Genomic DNA, 20,838 nt, shown 5'->3' on the forward strand with positions numbered 1-20,838 from the left:
ACGGCCGATGCCTGGCTCGTAGAGCACAGGGTCAGGACGCAGAGCCCAGCCGCACGCCCCGCCGTAGGCGTCCTCGTTCGAGGGCCGCACGAATTCTCGCAGCGGTGGCGGTGGGGTCGGCCAGGTCCGCCCACGTTATGCGGATGCACTCCCACCCGGTGGCTGCCGCGATGCGTTCCTGGCGGCGCTTCTCGCGACGTATGACGTCCGCGGCCATCTCGCCCGGCTGCAGGAGCGTCGTGTACTTGACCTGCCCGTCGAACTCGACGAAGACCCCCGCGTCGGGGAAGGCGAAGTCCACCCGCCCCAACAGGCGCCCGTCCTCGCGCACCTCGTACTGCGGCACGGCGCCTCGGATGCCGTTGCAGTGGAAGAGGTACGTCGTCCGGGACTCGCCGACCGTCTCGACCCGAGGGTCCGCCAGCGAGAGCAGGACCGGCGCGGCCAGGGTCCCGGGCCAGTGGCGGGCAACCTGGGCGGCGGCCGTGAGTTCGTCGGGTGTCACGACCTTCCGGTGCAGGAAGTCGTCTGCGATGCAGAGGGCCACCTCGACACCGGCTGTGGACAACATCTCCAGGACAGCGCGCGCCGGCGCTGTGTGGGGCAGCCCCCGGGTCACAGCGAGCTCGCCCTCCTCGACGACGACGCGGTGACGTCGGACGCCGGCCTCGGCTCGACCGCTCCTTGCATCTTCGCGGGCCAAGTGCACCTCGTCGAGGTCCAGGCCCCAGTCCGGTGCGCCGTGGAGGACCACGCTGGTCGTGTGGGAGAACGCGACCCGCGTCCGCGCGGCACGTCGTACGGCGCAGGCGGCGAGCACGTGACGCTCCCGGTCGTCCGTCGCATCCCACACCGACCCCGCGACGTACGCCCCGTGCCGGACCCGTTGCCACCTCCCGCTGCGCAGCTCGCGGGCGATGCCGTTGTCGTCGTAACCGGCGGCTACCGCGTCACGGCGCAAGAAGACGCCGTGGTCGAGGGTGATCAGCTGCAGGGCGGGGTGCAGTCCGGGCATGAGGCGAGGCTGCCCGGCCGGAGCGCAGCGAACGGGCACCCCGCCGCCTCGGTGGACAGGCGACGCCGCGCAGCGCCCTGTGGACGACAACCGGCTCTGGTGCCCGAGCGAACGCCCCCTTCGGACCCGGCCGCTGCCCCAGACGCGGTCTCTGCGAGTTCACCCTGTGCATTGCGGCCCAAGCATTGTTCGTAGACCGCAGGTTTCCCCGCCTAGGCGGGGAAACCTCACCCCCCCTCACATCCGGTCGAGCAACCAGGCCGGGCCGACGGCGAGGGCGCCGAGGTGGGTGACGCGGGCCTGGAGGGCGCGGTCGGCGGTGACGACGGTGACGCGCGATCCCGCCCCGTCCGCCACGGCGTCGGCGACCTGCCGCGCGATCTCGGCGTCGCCGTCGCGCGCGGCGTGGACGGTGCGGACGTCCCCGTCGCGCCCGGCCCGCACCCCGGCCTTGGCGCCGCCCTCGAGCACGAGGACGACCTCGTCGACGTCGACGTCGGCCGTCATCAGGCCCTCGTGCAGGCGTCGCGCGGCACCCGCGCGGTCCTTCCACCAGCCGTCGGGCCGGGCACCGACGACGTTGGCGCCGTCGACGACCAGCACCCTGCGCACGCGCGCCACCGGGCCCGGCTCAGCGGGTCACTTGAGGAACTTCGAGAAGTCGGCCGGCAGGTCCAGCGCCGCGGCGGCCTGCTCGTAGTCGACCGGACCGTCGGCGTTGCCGAACGGGTTGCCCGGGGCGGCCGCCTTCTCCTTGGCCGCCTTGGCCTGCTCGGCGGCCTTCGCGGGGTTGCCGGAGCGCTTCGCGCCCTTGCCCTTCTTCTGCTGGGGCTTGGCCTTGCCGCGCTTGGGGCCGCCCACGCCCGGCATCCCGGGCATGCCCGGCATCCCCGGCATGCCGCCGCCGCGCGCCATCTGCTGCATCATCTTGCGCGCCTCGAAGAAGCGGTCGACGAGCTGGTTGACGTCGGAGACCTGGCGGCCCGAGCCCTTGGCGATGCGGGCGCGGCGCGACCCGTCGATGATCTTCGGGTTGGCCCGCTCGGCCGGGGTCATCGACTGGATGATCGCCTGGATGCGGTCGATCTCGCGCTCGTCGAAGTTCTCCAGCTGGTCGCGGAACTGCGCCATGCCGGGGAGCATCCCCATGATCTTCGACAGCGAGCCGAGCTTGCGGACCTGCTGCATCTGCTCGAGGAAGTCGTCGAGGGTGAACTCGCCGCCCTGGCCCGACAGCTTCTGCGCGGCCTTCATCGCCTGGTCGGCGTCGAAGGTCTTCTCGGCCTGCTCGATGAGGGTGAGGACGTCACCCATGTCGAGGATGCGCGAGGCCATCCGGTCGGGGTGGAAGAGGTCGAAGTCGGTCATCTTCTCGCCGTTGGAGGCGAACATGACCGGCTTGCCGGTGATCGAGGCGATCGAGAGCGCCGCGCCGCCGCGGGCGTCGCCGTCGAGCTTGGTGAGGACGACCCCGTCGTACCCGACCCCGTCGAGGAACGCCTGGGCGGTCGTGACCGCGTCCTGGCCGATCATCGCGTCGACGACGAAGAGCACCTCGTCGGGACGCACCGCGTCGCGGATGTCGGCGGCCTGCTGCATGAGCTCGGCGTCGACGCCGAGACGACCGGCGGTGTCGACGATGACGACGTCGTGCAGGCGGCGCTTGGCCTCGTCGATGGAGGCGCGCGCGACCTGGACCGGGTCACCGACGCCGTTGCCCGGCTCCGGCGCGAACACGGGTACGCCGACCCGCTCGCCGTTGACCTGCAGCTGGCGGACCGCGTTGGGGCGCTGCAGGTCGCACGCGACCAGCAGGGGCGACTTGTCCTGCTGCTTGAGCCACAGCGCGAGCTTGGCCGCCAGCGTCGTCTTGCCGGCGCCCTGGAGGCCGGCGAGCATGATGACGGTCGGGCCGTTCTTGGCGTAGCGCAGCCGACGGGTCTCCCCGCCCAGGATGGTCTGCAGCTCCTCGTTGACGATCTTGACGATCTGCTGCGCCGGGTTGAGCGCCTGCGACACCTCGGAGCCGCGGGCACGCTCCTTGACCGCGCCCACGAACTCCTTGACCACGGGGAGCGCGACGTCGGCCTCGAGCAGCGCGATGCGGATCTCGCGTGCGGTGGCGTCGATGTCGGCCTCGGAGAGCCTGCCCTTGCCGCGCAGGTTCTTGAAGGTGGCCGACAACCGGTCGGAGAGTGTGGCGAACAACCTGGTCCTCGGGCTCGTCTCGGGAGAGGGCCGCGCGGCGCGCGCGACCGCAGGGGGTACGACGTCCCAGGGTAACCGGCCCCTGCCCCGTGCGACGCAGCCACGGCAGGCGCCGGGAGGTCAGGCGCGCCGTACCGTCGCGGCGAGCACGTCGCGCAGGGCGTGCGCCGCCTCGGCGGCCCGCTCGTCCGACAGCGCGCCCGCGGCGTCCTCCTGCACGTAGAAGACGTCCACGGCCTGCGGGCCGAGCGTCGAGATGTGGGCGGAGCGCACCGACACGTCCAGGTCGGCCAGCGTGCGGCACACCAGTGCGACGACGCCCGGGCGGTCGTCCATCCGCACCTCGATCACGGTGGCGGTGGTCGACGCCTCGGGCCGCACGACGACCGACGGTTCGCGCCGCGACGTCACCTGGCGCGCGATGCGCTCCCGGGGGTCGAGCCGTCCCTCGGCGATGGCCGCGACCTGCTGGCGCAGCACGGCGACGTCCACCTCGTCGGCCGTCTCCCACACCGACACGGCGAACCGGTCCTGCGACCACGCCCGCGCGGCGCGCACCGGCACGCGCTGCACGGCCAGCGCCGCCGCCACGTCGGCGAGCACGCCGTTGCGGTCCGCGGCCACCGCGGTGATGCGCGCGCCGTCCCCGGTGCGCTCGACCTCGACCGCCACCGCCCGGCCGTCGGAGCGCACCTCGACGGGCACGGCCCACTCCTGGTCCGGTCCCCGGGGCGCGGCCGCGCCCGTCGCCCCGGCGAGCAGGGCGGCGAGGGTACGGCGCGACAGCTGCCGCACGAGCCCCGCGCGCCACGTCGACCACGCCTTCGGCGAGGTGGCGCGGCAGTCGGCCTCCGTCAGCGCCCCGAGCAGCGAGAGCGCCTCGGGGGTGCGGACGTGCTCGGCGACCAGAGCGACGGTGGCCGGGTCGTCGGGGTCGCGCGTCGTCGCGGTCTCCGAGAGCAGCAGGTGCCAGCGGACGAGGTCGCCGACGAGGTCGACCTCGTCGGGGGCGAACCCGACCCGCTCGGCGACGGCCCGCGCGATCGACTCCCCCGCCACGCTGTGCTCGGTCAGACCGCCCTTCCCGATGTCGTGCAGCAGCGCCGCCACCATCAGCACGTCGGGTCGCGCGACGGTGCGGATGAGGGCGCTGGCCTCGATGCAGGTCTCCACCACGTGCCGGTCGACGGTGAAGCGGTGCACGACCGAGGCGTGCGGCAGGCTCCGGATGCGCGACCACTCGGGCAGCAGCCGGGCGACGACGCCGGTCTCCTCGAGGGTGGACCAGGTGTCCAGCAGGCCCGGCCCGGACGCCAGGAGGCGCACCAGCAGCTGCCGGGCCTCGGCGGGCCAGGGCTCGGGCAGCGGGGCCGACTCCCGGGCCAGGCGTGCCGCGGTCGCCGGGGCGAGGAGCACGTCGCGCTCCGCCGCCTCCGCGGCGGCCCGCAGCACGAGGACGGGGTCCTGCGCCGGGCGGGCGCCCCGGTCGAGCACGACCTCGCCGGCGGCCAGCGCCACCCCGGGGGCGATGCGCTGCAGGCCGGGCGTGCGGGGCCGGGTCGGCACGCGCTCCTGCGCCAGGACGGCGTCGACGCGGCGCCACGTGGTGCGGGAGATGTGGTCGATGCGCCGCCCCACGTCGCGGACGTGCACCTGGGCCGCGACGGCGTCGGGCAGGTCGAGCCGCTGCGCGAGCCCGTCCCACGCCTCCGGGGCGATCCGGTCGGTGGCGCGCCCGGCGATGTCGTGCACGTGGTCGCGCACGTCGAGCAGCGACCGCCGGGCGTGCGCGAGGTCGGTGTGGGGGATGTCGACGAGCCAGGTGGCGACGAGCGCCTTCAGCACCGTCGTGTCGCGCAGGCCGCCCTCGGCCTCCTTCACGTCGGGCACCGAGGCGTGGGCCAGCTCGCCGACCATCTCGTGGCGGGCGCACACCAGGGCGCGCAGGTCCACGAGCCGCTCGCGGGCCCCGCGCCGCCAGGCGGCGAGGAGCAGGGAGCGCAGCCGCAGCGTCAGCCCGGGGTCACCCGCGAGGTGACGCACGTCGAGCAGGCCGAGCGCGACCTTGAGGTCGGCCGCCGCGGCCTCCGTCGTACCGCTCACGCTGCGCACGGAGTGGTCGATCTTCGCGCCCGCGTCCCACAGCGGGTACCAGACCCGGCCCGCCAGCTCGCCGGCGTCCACGTCGTCGTCGTGCAGGAGCACGACGTCGAGGTCCGAGTACGGCGCGAGGTCGCCGCGGCCGTAGCCGCCGACGGCGACCAGCGCCGTACCCGTGTCGGTGCCGCCCGAGGCGGCGTACGCCCGCGCGCACAGGGCGTCGGCCTCGGCGGTGCGGCGCGCCCGCTCGCGCGCCGTCACCGCCGCTCCCCCGCCCGGGGACGACCAGCGGAGGTCAGATCGCCGCTCCGTCGCGGTCGCCGGTGCGCACACGCACGACGGTGTCGATGCCGGAGACCCAGACCTTGCCGTCGCCGATCCGCCCGGTCTGGGCGGTCTTCACCACGATGCCGACGATGTCGTCGGCGTCCGCGTCGTCGACGACGATCTCGATGCGGATCTTGGGCACGAGCGCGATGTCGTACTCCGCGCCGCGGTAGACCTCGGTGTGGCCCTTCTGCCGGCCGTACCCGCTGACCTCGCTGACGGTCATCCCGGTGACGCCGAACGTCTCGAGGGCCTCCCGGACGTCCTCCCACTTGTGCGGCTTGATGACCGCGGTGACGAGCTTCATGGTCACGCTCCTTCTGCGAGGTGGTGGGACCCGCCGATGCCGCTCCGGGCGCCGACGAGATCGTAGGCGGACTCTCCGTGCTCGAGGCCGTCGATGCCCTCGATCTCGTCGTCGCCCTCGATGCGGAGGCCGACGACCATCTTCACGAGCAGGCCGACCGCGAGGGTGGCGATGCCCGACCAGACCATGGCGAAGACCGCCACGGCGACCTGCACGACGAGCTGCTTCACGCCGTCGCCGTACAGCAGCCCGCCCGAGGTGGCGAGGAGGCCGATGCCGACGGTGCCGATGAGGCCGCCGACCAGGTGGACGCCGACGACGTCGAGCGAGTCGTCGTACCCCAGGCGGTACTTGAGGCCGACGGCGAGGGCGCAGACGGCGCCCGCGACGAGGCCCAGCACGATCGACCCGACCGGCGACAGCGCGCCGCAGGCCGGCGTGATGGCCACGAGGCCCGCGACGACGCCGGACGCGGCGCCCAGCGAGGTCGCCTTGCCGTCGCGCATCTTCTCGACCGCGAGCCAGCCGAGCATCGCGCCGCACGTGGCGACGGTGGTGTTGAGCCACACGAGGCTGGTCTCGGAGAGCCAGTACGCCCCGGCCTCGTCCCCGGTCAGGTCGCCGGGGATCCAGGAGCCGACGTTGAAGCCGAACCAGCCGAACCACAGCAGGCCGGCGCCGATCATCGTCAGGGTCAGGTTGTGCGGCTTCATGGGCTCGCGGCCGAACCCGAGGCGCTTGCCGAGCAGCAGCGCGAGCACGAGGCCCGCGACGCCGGCGTTGATGTGGACGACCGTGCCACCCGCGTAGTCGATGGGCGCGACCTGCGCGCCGCCGTCACCGGAGAAGATCATGTCGGCCAGACCGCCGGTCGCGCCGCTGAGGAAGCCCCCGCCCCAGACCATGTGCGCCAGCGGGAAGTAGGACAGCGTCACCCAGATCGGCACGAAGACGAGCCACGCCGAGAACTTGAGGCGGTCGGCCACTGCGCCGCTGATGAGGGCGGCGGTGATGACCGCGAAGGTCAGCTGGAAGCCGACCGTCAGGTACGTCGCACCCTCGACGTCGCGCAGGCCGAACAGCTCGAAGGGGTTCGCGAACAGCATCGCGATGTCCTGCGAGCCGTAGGACATCGACCAGCCCCACAGCACGTAGACGATGCCCACGATGCCCATCGCGGAGAACGACATCATCATCATGTTGAGGACCGACTTCGAGCGGCTCATGCCGCCGTAGAAGAGGGCGAGGGCGGGCGTCATCAGCAGCACGAGCGACGCCGAGGCCAGCATCCACGCTTGCAGGCCGTAGTCCATGGGACCTCCAGGATCGGGCGTGCCGTGGGGGGTGGCGCGCGGTACCCGGTGCGGCCCGCGGCCCCACGGCCGTGGCGCAACACTCGACCCCCGAGGTTTCCCCGCGTCCTCGGCCGTGTTTCGGGCGTGCAACACGACCCCGCCGCGTGTTACTTCCCGATGACGGCGGGGTCGTGGCTGGTGCGCTGGGGGGTGTGCGGGCCCCGGGAGGCTCAGCCCAGGAGCGCGTCGACGAAGGCGCCGGCGTCGAAGGGCGCCAGGTCGTCGGGGCCCTCGCCCAGGCCGACGAGCTTGACCGGCACGCCGAGCTCGCGCTGCACGGCGACGACGATGCCGCCCTTGGCCGAGCCGTCGAGCTTGGTGAGCACGATGCCGGTCACGTCGACGACCTCGCTGAACACGCGGGCCTGGACCATGCCGTTCTGGCCGGTGGTCGCGTCGAGCACGAGGAGCACCTCGGTGACCGGCGCCTGCTTCTCGATGACGCGCTTCACCTTGCCCAGCTCGTCCATCAGGCCGGCCTTGTTCTGCAGGCGGCCGGCGGTGTCGACCAGGACGGTGTCGGCGCCCTCCTCGGCGCCCTGCTTCACGGCCTCGAACGCGACGCTGGCCGGGTCGGAGCCCTCCGGGCCCCGCACGACGGGTACGCCGACCCGCTCGCCCCACGTGCCGAGCTGCTCGACCGCGGCGGCGCGGAAGGTGTCGGCCGCGCCGAGCACGACCGAGCGGTCCTGCGCGACGAGGATGCGGGCGATCTTGCCGACCGTCGTGGTCTTGCCGGCGCCGTTGACGCCGACCACGAGCACGACGCCCGGTCGGCCGTCCTCGCCCGTCACGTTCAGGCGGCGGTCCATGTCGGGGCCGACGAGGGTGACGAGCTCCTCGCGCAGCACGGTGCGCGCGTCGGGGGCGCCGCCCTCGACCCGGAGGCGGGTGCGCAGCGCGTCGACGAGCTCCTGGGTGGGGGCGACGCCGATGTCGGCGGTGAGCAGGGTGTCCTCGATGTCCTCCCACGAGTCCTCGTCGAGGCGGTCGCGGGACAGGATCGCGAGGAGGCCGCGACCCAGCGTGCCCTGGGAGCGCGAGAGCCGCTGGCGCAGCCGGACGAGGCGGGAGGCCGTGCCCTCGGGGCGGTCGAGGACCGGCGCCGCAGGGGCGGCGAGCTCGTCGACCTGGGGGAGCTCGGGCGCCTCGGTGTCCGTGCCCTCGAGGTCGGGGTCCGCCCGGCCGGGTGCCTCCGCCGGCGGGACCGGCGGGGCCGGGCGCTCGGGTGCGAGGACGTCACGGTGCTCGACCGGCGGGGCCGAACGTCGGCGGGACCCGCCGACCAGCAGCCCCCCGAGCAGGAGGACGGCGGCGACGGCGACGCCGATGACCAGGTAGAGCCACTCTTCCATGGGCCCCATCCAACCACCCGCGGCCCGGGTCCCGGGGGTCGGGAGGAGCGGGAGGAGCGGGGCGGGGAGGAGCCCCGGCGGATGGCCGGGTCGCGCCTCAGCGGCGCAGGTGCAGGTCCTCGTCCTCGCGGATCACGGGCAGCTCGGGGACCGCGGCGCGGACCCGCTGCACCCAGGCGTGGGTGGGGGCGTCGGGAGCCTGCGTCGAGCTGGCGGCCAGCACGACGACGGCACCGGCGACGGCGAGGATGACGAGCATCGACAGGGCGACGACGATCAAGAGGAGCCTCCGAGAGTGCGGGGAAGGACACGCGTGGGATTCATGGTGGCACGGCCGGCCAACATCCCTCGCAACGTCGCCGACCCTGCGCGCCGCGGACCCGTCAGGGTCGCAGCAACGGCTCGACGGCGGCCCGGATCTCGGGCGGGAGCGGGGCCGTCGGGCGGTTGCCGGCGCCGTGCGTGTTGTCGACGTAGACGTGGACGAACCGGCCCTCGGCGGCCGCCTCCTCCTCCGGTCCCCCGTCCGGGCCCTGGAACAGGCCGATGCGGTAGACGACCGACGACGTGCCGACGCGGTCCACCACGAGGCCGGTGTCGATGGGGGCGGGGAACCCGAGCTCGCGGAAGTAGCGGCAGGACGTCTCCGCCACCACCCCGATGCGCGGCAGCGCCCGCACGTCGACCCCGGTGGCCTCGTACAGGTAGGCGTTGACCGCGGTGTCGAACAGCTCGTAGTACGTCGCGTTGTTGAGGTGCCCGTAGGCGTCGTCGTCGCGCCACCGGGTCGTGACCCGGCGCCAGGCGACGAAGTCGCCCCGGGTGGGGCGGGGTGCGCGCTCGCTCATGCCCGCACCGCCTCAGCCCCGTCCCGCAACCGCTGACTGATCACCGTCGAGACCCCGTCGCCTCGCATCGTCACGCCGTACAACGCGTCCCCGACCTCCATCGTCCTCTTCTGGTGGGTGATGACGAGGAGCTGCGAGCTCTCGCGGAGCTCCTCGTAGATCTGGAGCAGGCGCCCCAGGTTGGTGTCGTCGAGCGCCGCCTCGACCTCGTCCAGGATGTAGAACGGCGAGGGCCGCGCCTTGAACAGGGCGACGAGGAAGGCCACGGCGACGAGCGAGCGCTCCCCGCCGGACAGCAACGACAGTCGCTTGACCTTCTTGCCCGGCGGGCGGGCCTCGACCTCGACCCCCGTGGTCAGCAGGTCGTCGGGGTCGGTGAGCAGCAGCCGCCCCTCCCCGCCCGGGAACAGCCGCGCGAAGACGTGGTCGAAGGCGGCCCGCACGTCCTCCCACGCCTCGCCGAAGACCTGCTCCACCCGGGCGTCGACCTCGCGCACGATGTCGAGCAGGTCGCGCCGCGTGCGGCGCACGTCCTCCAGCTGCTCGGTGAGGAACTGGTGGCGCTCCTCGAGCGCCGCGAACTCCTCGAGCGCGAGCGGGTTGACCTTGCCGAGCTGGGCCAGCGCCCGCTCGGCGGCGAGCAGCCGCTTCGCCTGCTCGTCGCGCACGTACGGCGTGGTCCGCGGCGCCGCCGGCTCGTCGCCGTCCCCCGCCTCGTCGCCGTCGCCCACCACGTCGCCGCCCGTCGCCTCCGGCGGCAGCGGGACGGGCACGTCGGGGCCGTACTCGGCGACGAGCACGTCGGCCTCGACGCCCAGCTCCTCGATCGCCCGGTCCTCGAGCTGCTCGATGCGCATGCGCTGCTGGGCGCGGGCCATCTCGTCGCGGTGGACGCTGTCGACGAGCTGGTCGTGCTCGCGCGCGAGGTCGCGGAGCCGGGCGCGCACGGCGAGCAGCTGCTCCTCGCGCTCCCGGCGCGACTCCTCGACCTGGGTACGGCGGACCGCGGCCTCGGCGACGGACAGCTCGAGGCGGGCGAGGGCGACGTCGGCGCCGGCGACGACCGCGCGCGCGGCGGCGGCCTGGCGGCGTACCCGCTCGCGGCGCTCGGCGGCCCGGGCGCGGGCCTCGCGCTCCTGCCGGGCCTGGCGCAGCAGGCTGTCGGCGCGGCCGGTCAGGGAGCGGGTGCGCTCCTCGGAGGTGCGCAGCGCGAGACGGGCGTCCATCTCGGCCTGGCGGGCGTCGCGGGCCGCGGCGGCCAGCTCCTCCCGGTCGGCGGTGTCGGGCTCCTCCTCGGGCGCGGACTCGGCCCGGGCCAGCCGCTCCTCCAGGTCGGCGAGGCCGGCCACGCCCTCGTCGCGCGCCCGCTCAGCGGCGGCGATGGCGGCGCCGAGACGCTCGGCCTCGCCCCGGGCGGCGCGGGCGTGGGCGCCGTGCTGCGCCAGCTCCTCGGCCACGGCGGCCAGGGCGGCGTCGGACTCGTGGAGCCGGGCGAGCGACACGTCCACCCGCTGGCGGGCGGTGGCACGCTGGGTCTCGGCGGAGCGCAGGGTGAAGGTGAGCCGCTCGACGTCGGCGCTCGCGGACGCGAGGGCCGCGGCCGCCTCGTCGACCGCGGCCTGCACCTCCAGCAGGCTCGGCTGCGCCTGGGAGCCGCCGACCGCGTGGTGCCCGCCCAGCACGTCGCCGTCGCGGGTCACGGCCACGAGCCCGGGGGCGTCGGCGAGCAGGGCCGTGGCCGCTCCGAGGTCGTCCACGACCACGACGCCCGCCAGGAGCCGGTCGACCGCCGCCCGCACCTCGGCCGGAGCGTCGACGACCTCGCGGGCCCAGGTGGCCCCGGCGGGCAGGTCGGGCACCGGCCCCCCTGCGGCGCCCGGCCCGTCGGCCACGACGAGGCTGGCGCGGCCGGCGTCGTCGCGCTTGAGGAGGTCGATCGCGGCGAGCGCGGCGTGACGACCGGCGACGACGACCGCGTCGGCGGCGGGGCCGAGGGCGGCGGCGACGGCGCTCTCGAACCCGGGTCGCACGGCGAGGACGGACGCGACCGGACCCAGCACGCCGTCGACCCGGTCACCCGCGGCGAGCAGCGCCCCCGCCGCGTCCTTGCGGGCCAGGCCCAGCTCGAGCGCCTCCTTGCGGGCGACGAGCGCGGCCCGGCGCTGCTCGGCCTGCTGCAGCGCGGCCTGCACCCCGGCGATCGTCTCCTCGACCTCGGCCAGCGCCTCGCTCGCCTCCTCGTGCTCGGCGTCGAGGCCCTCCTCGCCCGCGTCGAGGCCCGCGACCTCGGTCTCGAGCGCGGTGAAGTCGCGCTGCGCCTGCTCGGCACGGGCGACCGCGTCGGCGCGGGCCAGCACGAGCCGGCCCACCTCGTCCTCCGCCGCCCGGGCGCGGGAGCGGACCGCGTTGACCTGCCCGACGAGACGGGCCAGGCCCTCGCGGCGGTCGGCGGCGGCGCGCTGCAGCGCCGCGATCCGTCGTTCCTCCGCCGTGGCGGCCTCCTCGGCCTCCGCGCGGCGGGCGACGGCCTGCTCGAGGGCGGCCGCCCGCTCCGCGACCTCGGCGGCGCCGCGCTCCTCCTCCTCGCGCGCCCGGGCGGCGTCGGCCTCGAGCCGGTCGGGGTCGCGGCCCGTGCCCACGGGCCCCTCCCCCACCTGCGAGGTGCGCACGCGCTCGGCGGCGAGCGACCGGGTGCCCTGGAGGCGGTCGCGCAGGCCCGCCAGGGCGAACCACGTCTCCTGGACCGCCGCGAGCGCCGGCAGGTCCTCCCGCAGCGCCGCCTCGACGCTCGCCTCCCGGGCCCGCGCCGCCTCGAGCTCGGCGGCCACCGCGGCGCGGCGCTCCAGCAGGACGGTCTCGTCCGCGATCTCCTGGGCCAGCGCCTCACGGGCGGTGACGAGGTCGTCGGCCAGCAGCCGGGAGCGCGCGTCGCGGGCGTCGGCCTGCACGGTCTGGGCGCGCCGCGCCACCTCGGCCTGGCGGCCCAGCGGCTTGAGCTGACGGCGGATCTCGCTGAGCAGGTCGGCCAGGCGGTGCAGGTTGCCCTCGGTGGCGTCGAGCTTCCGGAGCGCCTTCTCCTTGCGCTTGCGGTGCTTGAGGACGCCCGCGGCCTCCTCGATGAACCCGCGGCGCTCCTCGGGGGTGGCGCGCAGGATCGAGTCGAGCTGGCCCTGGCCGACGATGACGTGCATCTCGCGCCCGATGCCCGAGTCGCTCAGCAGCTCCTGCACGTCGAGCAGCCGGCAGGCGGTGCCGTTGATCGCGTACTCCGAGCCGCCGTTGCGGAACATCGTGCGGCTGATGGTGACCTCGGCGTACTCGATGGGGAGGGCGCCGTCGGTGTTGTCGATCGTCAGCTGCACCTCCGCCCGGCCCAGCGGCGGGCGGCCCGAGGTGCCCGCGAAGATGACGTCCTCCATCTTGCCGCCGCGCAGGCTCTTGGCCCCCTGCTCGCCCATGACCCAGGCGAGCGCGTCGACGACGTTGGACTTGCCCGACCCGTTGGGGCCGACGATGCAGGTGATGCCGGGCTCGAGCTGCAGGGTCGTCGAGGACGCGAAGGACTTGAACCCCTTGAGGGTCAGGCTCTTCAGGTACACGCGCGCCCTCCTCGCCGGCCGCCGCGCCGGACCCTCGCGGGCCCGTGCGTCGGGCCAGGCTAGTACGCCGCACCCCCGGCCCGCGGGCGGCGACCGGCCCGCGGCGCCTACTCCCCCGCGTGGGCGATGTGCGGCAGCTGGCGCCAGATGAGGACGAGGATGAGCGCCGAGCCGACGAAGCCGAACCACAGCGTGGCGCGCACCCCGCCGTACTGCGCGAGCACGCCGCCCAGCAGGGCCCCGACGACGAGGCCGGCCTGCATCCCCAGGAGGTAGACGCTGGTGACGCGCCCCTGCACGTGCGCCGGTACGGCGCGCTGCCGCACCGTCGTCGACGTGGTCCCCCAGATCGACGCCTGCACCCCGAACGCGCCGAGCACGAGCATCGCCACGGCCGGCCACGTCGTCAGGGCCAGGATCCCGTGCGTCGCGGTCTCCACCAGGAGGCCGACGCGCATCATCGAGCCCAGCGAGAAGCGGCGCTCGAGCGGCCCGTAGGCCAGCGCCCCGACGATGCCGCCGACGGCCGCGCACGCCGTGAGGAGGCCGAAGCCGAAGCCGCCCAGCCCGAGCCGGTCGTCGGCGTACACGACGAGCACCGACCACGTGGCGCCGAAGGTGACGTTGAAGGTCAGGATGGTGAGCGCGAGCGTGCGCACCGCCGCGTGCCGCGCCAGCCAGGCCACGCCGTCAGCGGCATCGCGGAACAGCGACCGCTCCCCCGCCGGCGGCACCAGCGACGGCAGCCGCAGGCGGGCGACCTGCAGCACCACCAGCGCGATGCAGACGCCCTGGGCGACGACGGGCCACACGGTGCCGGCGACGAAGAGCGCGGCGCCCAGCGGCGGTCCGGCGAGCTGGTTGATCGTCATCACGCCGACCATCACGCGGGCGTTCGCGACGCCGAGGTCCTTCTTCTCCACCAGCATCGGCATCAGCGTGGAGGCGGTCGTGTCGCTGAAGCACTCGGCCGTCCCGAGCAGGAAGAGGCTGACGAGCACCCAGGTGACGCTGACGACGTCGGTGGCGATCGCCGCCCCCAGCACCGCCACCACGCCGAGCCGCACGAGGTTGGTGCCGAGCATCAGCAGGCGCCGGTCCACCCGGTCGGCCACCACCCCGGAGTAGAGGCCGAACAGCACCCAGGGGACGCGGGGCGCGGCGGCGCCGAGGGCGACGAGGAAGGGGTCGGACGTCAGCGAGGCCAGCAGCAGGGGGCCTGCGGCGATCATCACGCCGTCGGCGAGGTTCGCGGTCCAGAAGGCCAGGACGAGGTGGCGGAAACCGGGCCCGAGGCGCGCCGGCGCGATGAACTCCCAGATCCGACCCACGGTCGGAGGAGGTTACGCGGATCGGTCCCGCGGCCGGAATCGGGCCGCGCGGGGGGTGGTGCTCAGGCGGGCTGCAGCTGGTCCGCCGACTCCTCGATGTCGAGGAGGACGGCGGCGTGCGCCGCGGTCAGGCGGTCGTTCTCCGCCTGGAGGCGCAGGACGAGCTGCTCCAGGTCGCCGACCCGGGCGCGCAGGCGGGCGTTGTCCACCTCGAGGCGGGAGGGGACCCGACGGTCGCTGTCCAGGTAGCCGATCAGCGCCTTGGCCATGGAAGATCCTCCGGAGCACGTGCAGGTGGGTGGTGGGCGGCCCGGTCCGGGCCGTCGTCAAATGTCTCACCCGTTCCAGCGGGGGTCAATCCGACGCGACACCCGGGCGTTTCGGGGCCACCGCGGGCCTCGGGGAGCGCGCCGGGCGGGGTGCGGGCTGGCACCGCGGGCACCAGGAGGACGAGCGGTTCATGAACGCGGTACGCCGGATCGCGGCGCCGCAGCGGCGGCACGGCCGGCCCTCCTGGCCGTAGGCGTCGAGCGAGCGGTCGAAGTAGCCCGACTCCCCGTTCACGTTCACGTAGAGGGCGTCGAACGAGGTGCCGCCCTGGGCCAGGGCCTCGGTCATGACGTCCCGCACGTTCGCCAGCAGCGTGCGCACCTCGACGGGCCGCAGCCGGTCCCCCGGGCGCTCGCCGTGCAGGCGGGTGCGCCACAGCGCCTCGTCGGCGTAGATGTTGCCGACCCCGGAGACGACCTTCTGGTCCAGCAGGATGCGCTTGACCGCCGAGCTGCGGCGCCGGACCGCGGCCACGAACGCGGCGTCGTCGAAGGCGGGGTCGAGCGGGTCGCGCGCGACGTGCGCCATCTCGGGCGGCAGCTCGGCGCCGCCGAGGCTCACGGCGAGCCCACCGAACATCCGCTGGTCGACGAAGCGGAGCTCGCGGCCCTCGTCCGCGCCGTCGAGGCGCAGCCGCACCCGCAGGTGGCGCTCGTCCGGCGCGTCGGGGGGCTGCACGAGCATCTGGCCGCTCATGCCGAGGTGGGCGGTCAGCGCGTCACCGCTGTCGAGCGGCAGCCACAGGTACTTGCCGCGGCGCCGGGCGCCGACGAGGGTGCGCCCGCGCAGGGCGGCGGCGAACCCGTCCGGGCCGCCGGGGTCCCGCCGTACCGGACGGGGGTGGAGGACCTCCACGTCCACGACCCGCGCGCCCACGACGTGGCGCTCCAGGCCGGCGCGGACGACCTCGACCTCAGGGAGCTCCGGCACCCGGGTCGTCCGCAGGAGGGCTGGTCGGCGCGGCGCCGGCCGGCGCGGGGCTGGCCGGCGCGGCCGCGGCGATCTCGCCGTACGCCGTCTGGGCGGCCAGCTGCTCCGCCTCCTTCTTCGAGCGGCCGACGCCGTGGCCGTACTCGCCCTCGCCCACGCGCACGCGGGCGGTGAAGGTCTTGAGGTGGTCGGGGCCCTCGTCGGTGATGAGGTACTCCGGGACGCCGAGGGCGCGCTCGGCGGCGAGCTCCTGCAGCGAGGTCTTCCAGTCGAGGCCGGCGCCCATGGCGGCGGCGGCCTCCATGACCGGGTCGAACAGGCGGTGCACGACGTCGGCGGCGACGGTGATGCCTCCGGAGAGGTGCACGGCGCCGATCACGGCCTCGAGGGTGTCGGAGAGGATCGACGGCTTGTCGCGCCCGCCGGTCGCCTCCTCGCCGCGCCCCAGCTTCAGGTGCTGGCCGAGCCCGATCGTGCGGGCGACGTCGGCCAGCGCGCGGGCGTTGACGACCGCGGCGCGCAGCTTCGCCAGCCGGCCCTCGGAGAGGTCCGGGTGCTGGGTGTAGAGCGTCTCGGTGACGACGATGCCGAGCACGGAGTCACCGAGGAACTCGAGCCGCTCGTTGTGCGGCAGCCCACCGTTCTCGTAGGCGAACGAGCGGTGGGTGAGCGCACGCTGGAGCAGCTCGGGAGCCAACGAGGGGCTCCCGAGCGCTGCTCGGAGGTCGGCGTAGTCGGTCAGGACGTACGTCGGGTCGTGCGGGGGCGTCGCGTCGCCGGTCAGAGGACCTGGCGACGGCTCGCCTTGGCGCCGTACTGACCGCACGTGCCGCACGCGCGGTGCGGGAGGTGCTGGGCACCGCAGGCGGGGTTGGCGCAGGTCACCAGCGAGGGCACGGACGCCTTCCAGGCCGAGCGACGGTGACGGGTGTTGCTGCGCGACATCTTCCGCTTCGGGACAGCCACTTTTCTTCTCCTCGAATCACGCCGGCTGGCGCCGGCCGTTCCACACCCACCGGGGAACCGGTGAGCCCCCGGGTGGGGACGTTCAGTTGTCGTGCCTGTGCGGGCCCGCCGTGTCCGGCGCACCGTCGCGTCCTGAGCCCAGCGCCTCGGTGAGACCGGCCCACCTCGGGTCGATCGCCTCGCCGTGCGTGTGCTCCGGGTCGTCCGCGAGCCTGGCGCCGCACTCGACGCACAGGCCCGGGCAGTCCTCCGAGCACAGCGGCTGGAACGGCAGCGCGAGCACCACCGCGTCCCGCAGCACCGGCTCCAGGTCGACCAGGTCGTCCTCGAGCCGGCGAACGCCGGACTCCTCGTCGTCCTCGACCTCGAGCCCGGCCTGGCCGTCGTCGTGCACGAACAGCTCCTGGAAGGTCGCCGACGCGTCGTCGGTGATCTCCTCCAGGCACCGCACGCACTCGCCGACGAGCTCGACGTGCGCCGTACCCGTGACCAGGACGCCCTCCATGACCGCCTCCAGCCGCAGGTCGAGGTCGACCGGCGAGCCTTCGGGGACACCGAGGACCTCGATGCCGAGATCTGCCGGTGCCGGCACCGTGGTGACCACCTCGTGCTGGGACCCTGCTCGGCGGCCCAGCTCGCGGGTGTCGATCACGAGCGGCGCTCTCGGGTCCAGACGGGTCAGGGGATCACTTCCGGTGCTGGGGCAGGACAGAACCGGGAAAGACTAACCACCCGCGACGGGCTGGGCCAAACCGCTGGCCCCCCGGGCCGGGCCTCACACCCCGCCGGCGCCGCCGCGACGCTCGGCGAGCCGCGCCAGCAGCCGCTCGTGGACCGCCGGCGACAGGAACGGCGCGACGTCACCGCCGAGCGACGCCACCTCCTTGACCAGGCTCGACGACACGTGGGTGAGCTCGGGGCGGGCGGCGACGAACACCGTCTCGACGCCGCTGAGGTGGTCGTTCATGCGCGCCATCGGCAGCTCGTACTCGAGGTCGCCCGCCCCCCGCAGCCCCTTCACCAGCGCCGCGGCGCCCTGCTCGGCGCAGAAGTCGGTGAGCAGCCCGGAGAAGCCGGCGACGCGCACGTTGGGCAGGCCCGCGGTGGCCTCGGCGAGCATCTCGAGGCGCTCGTCGTCGCTGAAGAGCCGCCGCTTGGAGGCGTTGACCCCGACCGCGACGACGACCTCGTCGAACAGGCGCGCGGCGCGCGTGACGATGTCGACGTGACCGAGGGTGACCGGGTCGAAGGAACCGGGGCAGACGGCGCGGGTCATGGGGTCCTCCGGGGGATCCTCGGGGGTCTCCTCGGGGTCGGCCGAGGCCGCGCGACCGTACCAGAGCGTCGTCTCGCCGTAGCGCTTCGACGTCACGCGCTCGAGGCCGTCCGGCCAGGCCGGCTCGGGGCTGCGCGAGGAGCGCTCGACGACGACGAGCGCGTCCGGCGCCAGCCAGCCGCCGGCCACGAGCGCGGCCAGGTCCGCGGCGACCGCCGCGTCCGCCAGCGGGTACGGCGGGTCGCTGAACACGACGTCGTACCGCTGCGGCGCCGGCCCGGCGAGGGCGGTGGCGACGGTGGCGCGGAGCACGGTCGCCGCCGCGCCCGCCCCCACCTCGCGGGCGTTGGCCCGCACGAGGGCGTGCGTGCGCTGGTCGTGCTCGACGAGGAGCACCGATGCGGCCCCGCGCGACCACGCCTCGAGCCCGACGGCGCCGGAGCCGGCGTACAGGTCGAGCACCGCGGTGCCCTCCAGCGAGCCGAGCCGGGCCTCCAGCGCCGAGAAGAGCGCCTCGCGCACGCGGTCGGAGGTGGGCCGCGTGGCGTCGCCCCGCGGGGTGCTCAGCCGGCGCCCGCCCGCTCGGCCCGCGACGATGCGGGTCACGACCGCTCCAGGTAGGCCGCGCCGGCGGACGTCTCGAGCTCGACGACCGCGGCGCCGAGCTGCGGCAGGCCGCGCAGGTCGGGGTCGTCGGCGAGCAGGGCGGTCGCCACCTCGCGGGCGGCGACGATGGTGCCCTCGTCGCGCAGCACGCGGAGGGTCTGCAGGCTGGAGCGCCGCCCGGACTGCGAGGCGCCCAGCACGTCGCCCTCCCGCCGCTGCTCCAGGTCGACGCGGGACAGCTCGAAGCCGTCGGTGGTCGCGGCGACGGCGTCGAGGCGCTCGCGGGCCGGGGTGCCGGCCGCGGCGTTGGTGACGAGCAGGCACAGGCCGGGGAGGCCGCCCCGGCCGACGCGGCCGCGCAGCTGGTGGAGCTGGGAGACGCCGAACCGGTCGGCGTCGAGCAGCACCATCGTCGTCGCGTTCGCGACGTCGACGCCCACCTCGATGACGGTGGTCGAGACGAGCACGTCGACCTCGCCGGCGGCGAAGCGGCGCATCACCCGGTCCTTGTCGTCGGGGGCCATCCGCCCGTGCAGGGCCTCCACCCGCAGGCCGGCCAGCGGGCCCTCGCGCAGCAGCGCGACGACGGACTCCACCGCGGCCGGGCGGGTGGTCGGCGGGGCGACCACCTCGCCCTCCGCGTCGAGGTCGACGGCGTCGCTCTCCCCCTGCTCGGCGGTCTCCTCGCTGATGCGGGGACACACGACGTAGGCCTGGTGGCCCTTCTCGACCTCCTCCCGCACCCGCTGCCAGGCGCGGTCGAGCCAGCGCGGCGCCTCGGCCAACGGCACGACGTTGGTCTGGATCGGGGCGCGCCCGGCCGGCAGCTCGCTGAGCACCGAGGTCTCGAGGTCGCCGAAGACGGTCATGGCGACCGTGCGTGGGATGGGTGTGGCGGTCATGACGAGCACGTGGGGCGGCTTCTCGGCCTTGTCGGTCAGCGCGGCGCGCTGCTCGACACCGAAGCGGTGCTGCTCGTCGACGACGACGAGGCCGAGGTCGGCGAACGACACCCTGTCCTCGAGCAGCGCGTGCGTGCCCACGACGATCCCCGCCTCCCCCGACGCGATCCGCAGGAGCGCCTCGCGCCGCTGCTGGGTCGTGCTCGACCCGGTGAGCAGGGCGAGGCCCGTCGCCTCGTCGGCCCCGCCCAGCATCCCCGGCTGCGCGAGGTCGCCGAGCAGGCGCCCGAGCGAGCGGTGGTGCTGCTGGGCGAGCACCTCGGTGGGGGCCAGCAGCACGGCCTGCCCGCCGGAGTCGACGACGCGGAGCATGGCCCGCAGGGCCACGAGGGTCTTGCCGGAGCCGACCTCGCCCTGGAGCAGCCGGTTCATGGGGTGGTCGGCCGCGAGGTCGGCCTCGATCTCGGCGCCGACGGCGACCTGGCCCGCCGTCAGCTCGAAGGGCAGGCGGGCGTCGAAGGCCGCGAGCAGGCCGCCCCGGGTGCCGTCGGGCCGCTCCCCCGTGCGCGGCGCGGCGGCGACGGCCCGCAGCGCGGCGCGTCGGCGGGCCAGCACGAGCTGGGTCACGAGGGCCTCGTCGAAGCGGAAGCGCTGCAGCCCGCGGGTCACGTCGGCCCACGAGTCGGGCTGGTGCACGCGCTCGAAGGCCTCGCGCACCCCCACCAGGTTCCGCTCCTCCCGCAGCCACTCGGGCAGCGGGTCGTCGGGCTCGGCGAGCACGCTCAGCGCGAAGGCCACCGCGGCCTGGAGGTCCCACGACTCCACGCCGGCCGTCGCCGGGTAGACGGGGAAGAGCGCCCGCATGCCCGCGACCGCCGCCCGCGCGGCGTCGTCGCCGGGAGACGACGGGGCCGGACCCTCCAGCGGCACCATCGTCGGGTTCGTCAGCTGCCACTCGTCGCGGAACCGGTCGACCTTGCCGATGAAGACACCGAGGGTCCCCACCGCGTGCCGGTTCTCGAAGTGGGTCGCGATGCCCTTGTTGCGGGCGAAGTAGGTGAGCCGCAGCGACGGGCCGTCGGTGTCGAGGCGGACCTCGAGCCGGTACGCCGTGCGCTGCGTGCGCCGGTCCTGGTAGCTGCGCAGCCGGGCCTCGCCGACCCGGCCCACGATGCTGATGTGCTGGCCCGGCGCCAGGTCGGTGACCGTGCTGGGCTCGTCGACCTTCAGGTAGGTGCGGGGGAAGTGACGCAGCAGGTCGCCGACGGTGCGGATGCCGAGCTGCTCCTTGACCTTGCCGACCTTCTTCGCGGCCCCGCCCAGCACCGCCTCGACCGGGGAGTCGAGCGTGATCACGCCGCCTCCCCCGTCCGGGCGCCGCCC

At 74.9% G+C, this 20,838-nt stretch carries 18 protein-coding genes; all 18 read right to left on the reverse strand.

Going from position 1 to position 20,838, the window contains the following annotated elements; genetic code table 11:
- Window positions 1–31: 31 nt before the first annotated feature.
- Entirely contained in the window at window positions 32–1,015 is a 984-nt protein-coding gene (locus tag INN71_RS14740) for a type IV toxin-antitoxin system AbiEi family antitoxin domain-containing protein (protein ID WP_277500307.1), read from the reverse strand.
- A 237-nt stretch (window positions 1,016–1,252) separates the two neighbouring features.
- Window positions 1,253–1,627 carry a hypothetical protein gene (locus INN71_RS14745; protein ID WP_277500305.1) on the reverse strand — a complete coding sequence of 125 codons (375 nt, stop codon included), beginning with the start codon at window positions 1,625–1,627 and terminating at the stop codon, window positions 1,253–1,255.
- Window positions 1,628–1,654: 27 nt separating this feature from the next.
- Window positions 1,655–3,223 (reverse strand): signal recognition particle protein, encoded by a 1,569-nt coding sequence (gene ffh / locus INN71_RS14750; RefSeq protein WP_277500304.1) that lies wholly within the window; start codon window positions 3,221–3,223, stop codon window positions 1,655–1,657.
- Between the two features lie 120 nt (window positions 3,224–3,343).
- A complete protein-coding gene (locus tag INN71_RS14755; protein WP_277500303.1) occupies window positions 3,344–5,584 on the reverse strand; it encodes a [protein-PII] uridylyltransferase in 2,241 nt (746 codons plus the stop codon).
- A 34-nt stretch (window positions 5,585–5,618) separates the two neighbouring features.
- Window positions 5,619–5,957, reverse strand: a complete 339-nt coding sequence (locus tag INN71_RS14760; protein WP_277500302.1) for a P-II family nitrogen regulator — start codon at window positions 5,955–5,957, stop codon at window positions 5,619–5,621.
- Between the two features lie 2 nt (window positions 5,958–5,959).
- Window positions 5,960–7,270, reverse strand: a complete 1,311-nt coding sequence (locus INN71_RS14765) for an ammonium transporter (protein WP_277500301.1) — start codon at window positions 7,268–7,270, stop codon at window positions 5,960–5,962.
- Between the two features lie 212 nt (window positions 7,271–7,482).
- Window positions 7,483–8,667, reverse strand: a complete 1,185-nt coding sequence (gene ftsY, locus INN71_RS14770; RefSeq protein WP_277500300.1) for a signal recognition particle-docking protein FtsY — start codon at window positions 8,665–8,667, stop codon at window positions 7,483–7,485.
- 97 nt (window positions 8,668–8,764) lie between these two features.
- Entirely contained in the window at window positions 8,765–8,947 is a 183-nt protein-coding gene (locus INN71_RS14775) for a hypothetical protein (RefSeq protein WP_277500299.1), read from the reverse strand.
- A gap of 103 nt (window positions 8,948–9,050) precedes the next feature.
- Complete coding sequence (locus INN71_RS14780) at window positions 9,051–9,515, reverse strand: thioesterase family protein (RefSeq protein WP_277500298.1); 465 nt, start codon at window positions 9,513–9,515, stop codon at window positions 9,051–9,053.
- On the reverse strand, window positions 9,512–13,114 hold the full coding sequence (smc, locus tag INN71_RS14785; protein WP_301800958.1) for a chromosome segregation protein SMC: 3,603 nt from the start codon (window positions 13,112–13,114) through the stop codon (window positions 9,512–9,514). The genes INN71_RS14780 and smc overlap by 4 nt, the downstream gene beginning before the upstream one ends.
- Before the next feature lie 107 nt (window positions 13,115–13,221).
- On the reverse strand, window positions 13,222–14,445 hold the full coding sequence (locus INN71_RS14790; RefSeq protein ID WP_277500340.1) for an MFS transporter: 1,224 nt from the start codon (window positions 14,443–14,445) through the stop codon (window positions 13,222–13,224).
- 62 nt (window positions 14,446–14,507) lie between these two features.
- Window positions 14,508–14,714 carry a hypothetical protein gene (locus tag INN71_RS14795; RefSeq protein WP_277500343.1) on the reverse strand — a complete coding sequence of 69 codons (207 nt, stop codon included), beginning with the start codon at window positions 14,712–14,714 and terminating at the stop codon, window positions 14,508–14,510.
- 85 nt (window positions 14,715–14,799) lie between these two features.
- Complete coding sequence (gene mutM / locus INN71_RS14800) at window positions 14,800–15,705, reverse strand: bifunctional DNA-formamidopyrimidine glycosylase/DNA-(apurinic or apyrimidinic site) lyase (protein ID WP_277500344.1); 906 nt, start codon at window positions 15,703–15,705, stop codon at window positions 14,800–14,802.
- Entirely contained in the window at window positions 15,689–16,402 is a 714-nt protein-coding gene (gene rnc, locus INN71_RS14805; protein WP_277500345.1) for a ribonuclease III, read from the reverse strand. The genes mutM and rnc overlap by 17 nt, the downstream gene beginning before the upstream one ends.
- Window positions 16,403–16,485: 83 nt before the next feature.
- A complete protein-coding gene (gene rpmF / locus INN71_RS14810) occupies window positions 16,486–16,671 on the reverse strand; it encodes a 50S ribosomal protein L32 (RefSeq protein WP_277500346.1) in 186 nt (61 codons plus the stop codon).
- Window positions 16,672–16,753: 82 nt separating this feature from the next.
- A complete protein-coding gene (locus INN71_RS14815) occupies window positions 16,754–17,323 on the reverse strand; it encodes a DUF177 domain-containing protein (protein WP_277500347.1) in 570 nt (189 codons plus the stop codon).
- Window positions 17,324–17,446: 123 nt separating this feature from the next.
- Window positions 17,447–18,553, reverse strand: a complete 1,107-nt coding sequence (gene coaD, locus INN71_RS18125) for a pantetheine-phosphate adenylyltransferase (protein ID WP_346813068.1) — start codon at window positions 18,551–18,553, stop codon at window positions 17,447–17,449.
- Complete coding sequence (locus tag INN71_RS14830) at window positions 18,550–20,811, reverse strand: ATP-dependent DNA helicase RecG (RefSeq protein ID WP_277500348.1); 2,262 nt, start codon at window positions 20,809–20,811, stop codon at window positions 18,550–18,552. The genes coaD and INN71_RS14830 overlap by 4 nt, the downstream gene beginning before the upstream one ends.
- Between the last annotated feature and the right edge of the window lie 27 nt (window positions 20,812–20,838).

It is taken from the genome of Nocardioides sp. ChNu-153, assembly GCF_030466625.1.
Lineage (GTDB): Bacteria > Actinomycetota > Actinomycetes > Propionibacteriales > Nocardioidaceae > Nocardioides.

Bases quoted from the DNA above. Each gene is read 5' to 3' on its own strand.
- INN71_RS14765 (WP_277500301.1), bottom strand. From the start codon at position 7,270: ATGGACTACGGCCTGCAAGCGTGGATGCTGGCCTCGGCGTCGCTCGTG.
- INN71_RS14740 (WP_277500307.1), bottom strand. From the start codon at position 1,015: ATGCCCGGACTGCACCCCGCCCTGCAGCTGATCACCCTCGACCACGGC.
- INN71_RS14760 (WP_277500302.1), bottom strand. From the start codon at position 5,957: ATGAAGCTCGTCACCGCGGTCATCAAGCCGCACAAGTGGGAGGACGTC.
- ftsY (WP_277500300.1), bottom strand. From the start codon at position 8,667: ATGGAAGAGTGGCTCTACCTGGTCATCGGCGTCGCCGTCGCCGCCGTC.
- INN71_RS14795 (WP_277500343.1), bottom strand. From the start codon at position 14,714: ATGGCCAAGGCGCTGATCGGCTACCTGGACAGCGACCGTCGGGTCCCC.
- INN71_RS14780 (WP_277500298.1), bottom strand. From the start codon at position 9,515: ATGAGCGAGCGCGCACCCCGCCCCACCCGGGGCGACTTCGTCGCCTGG.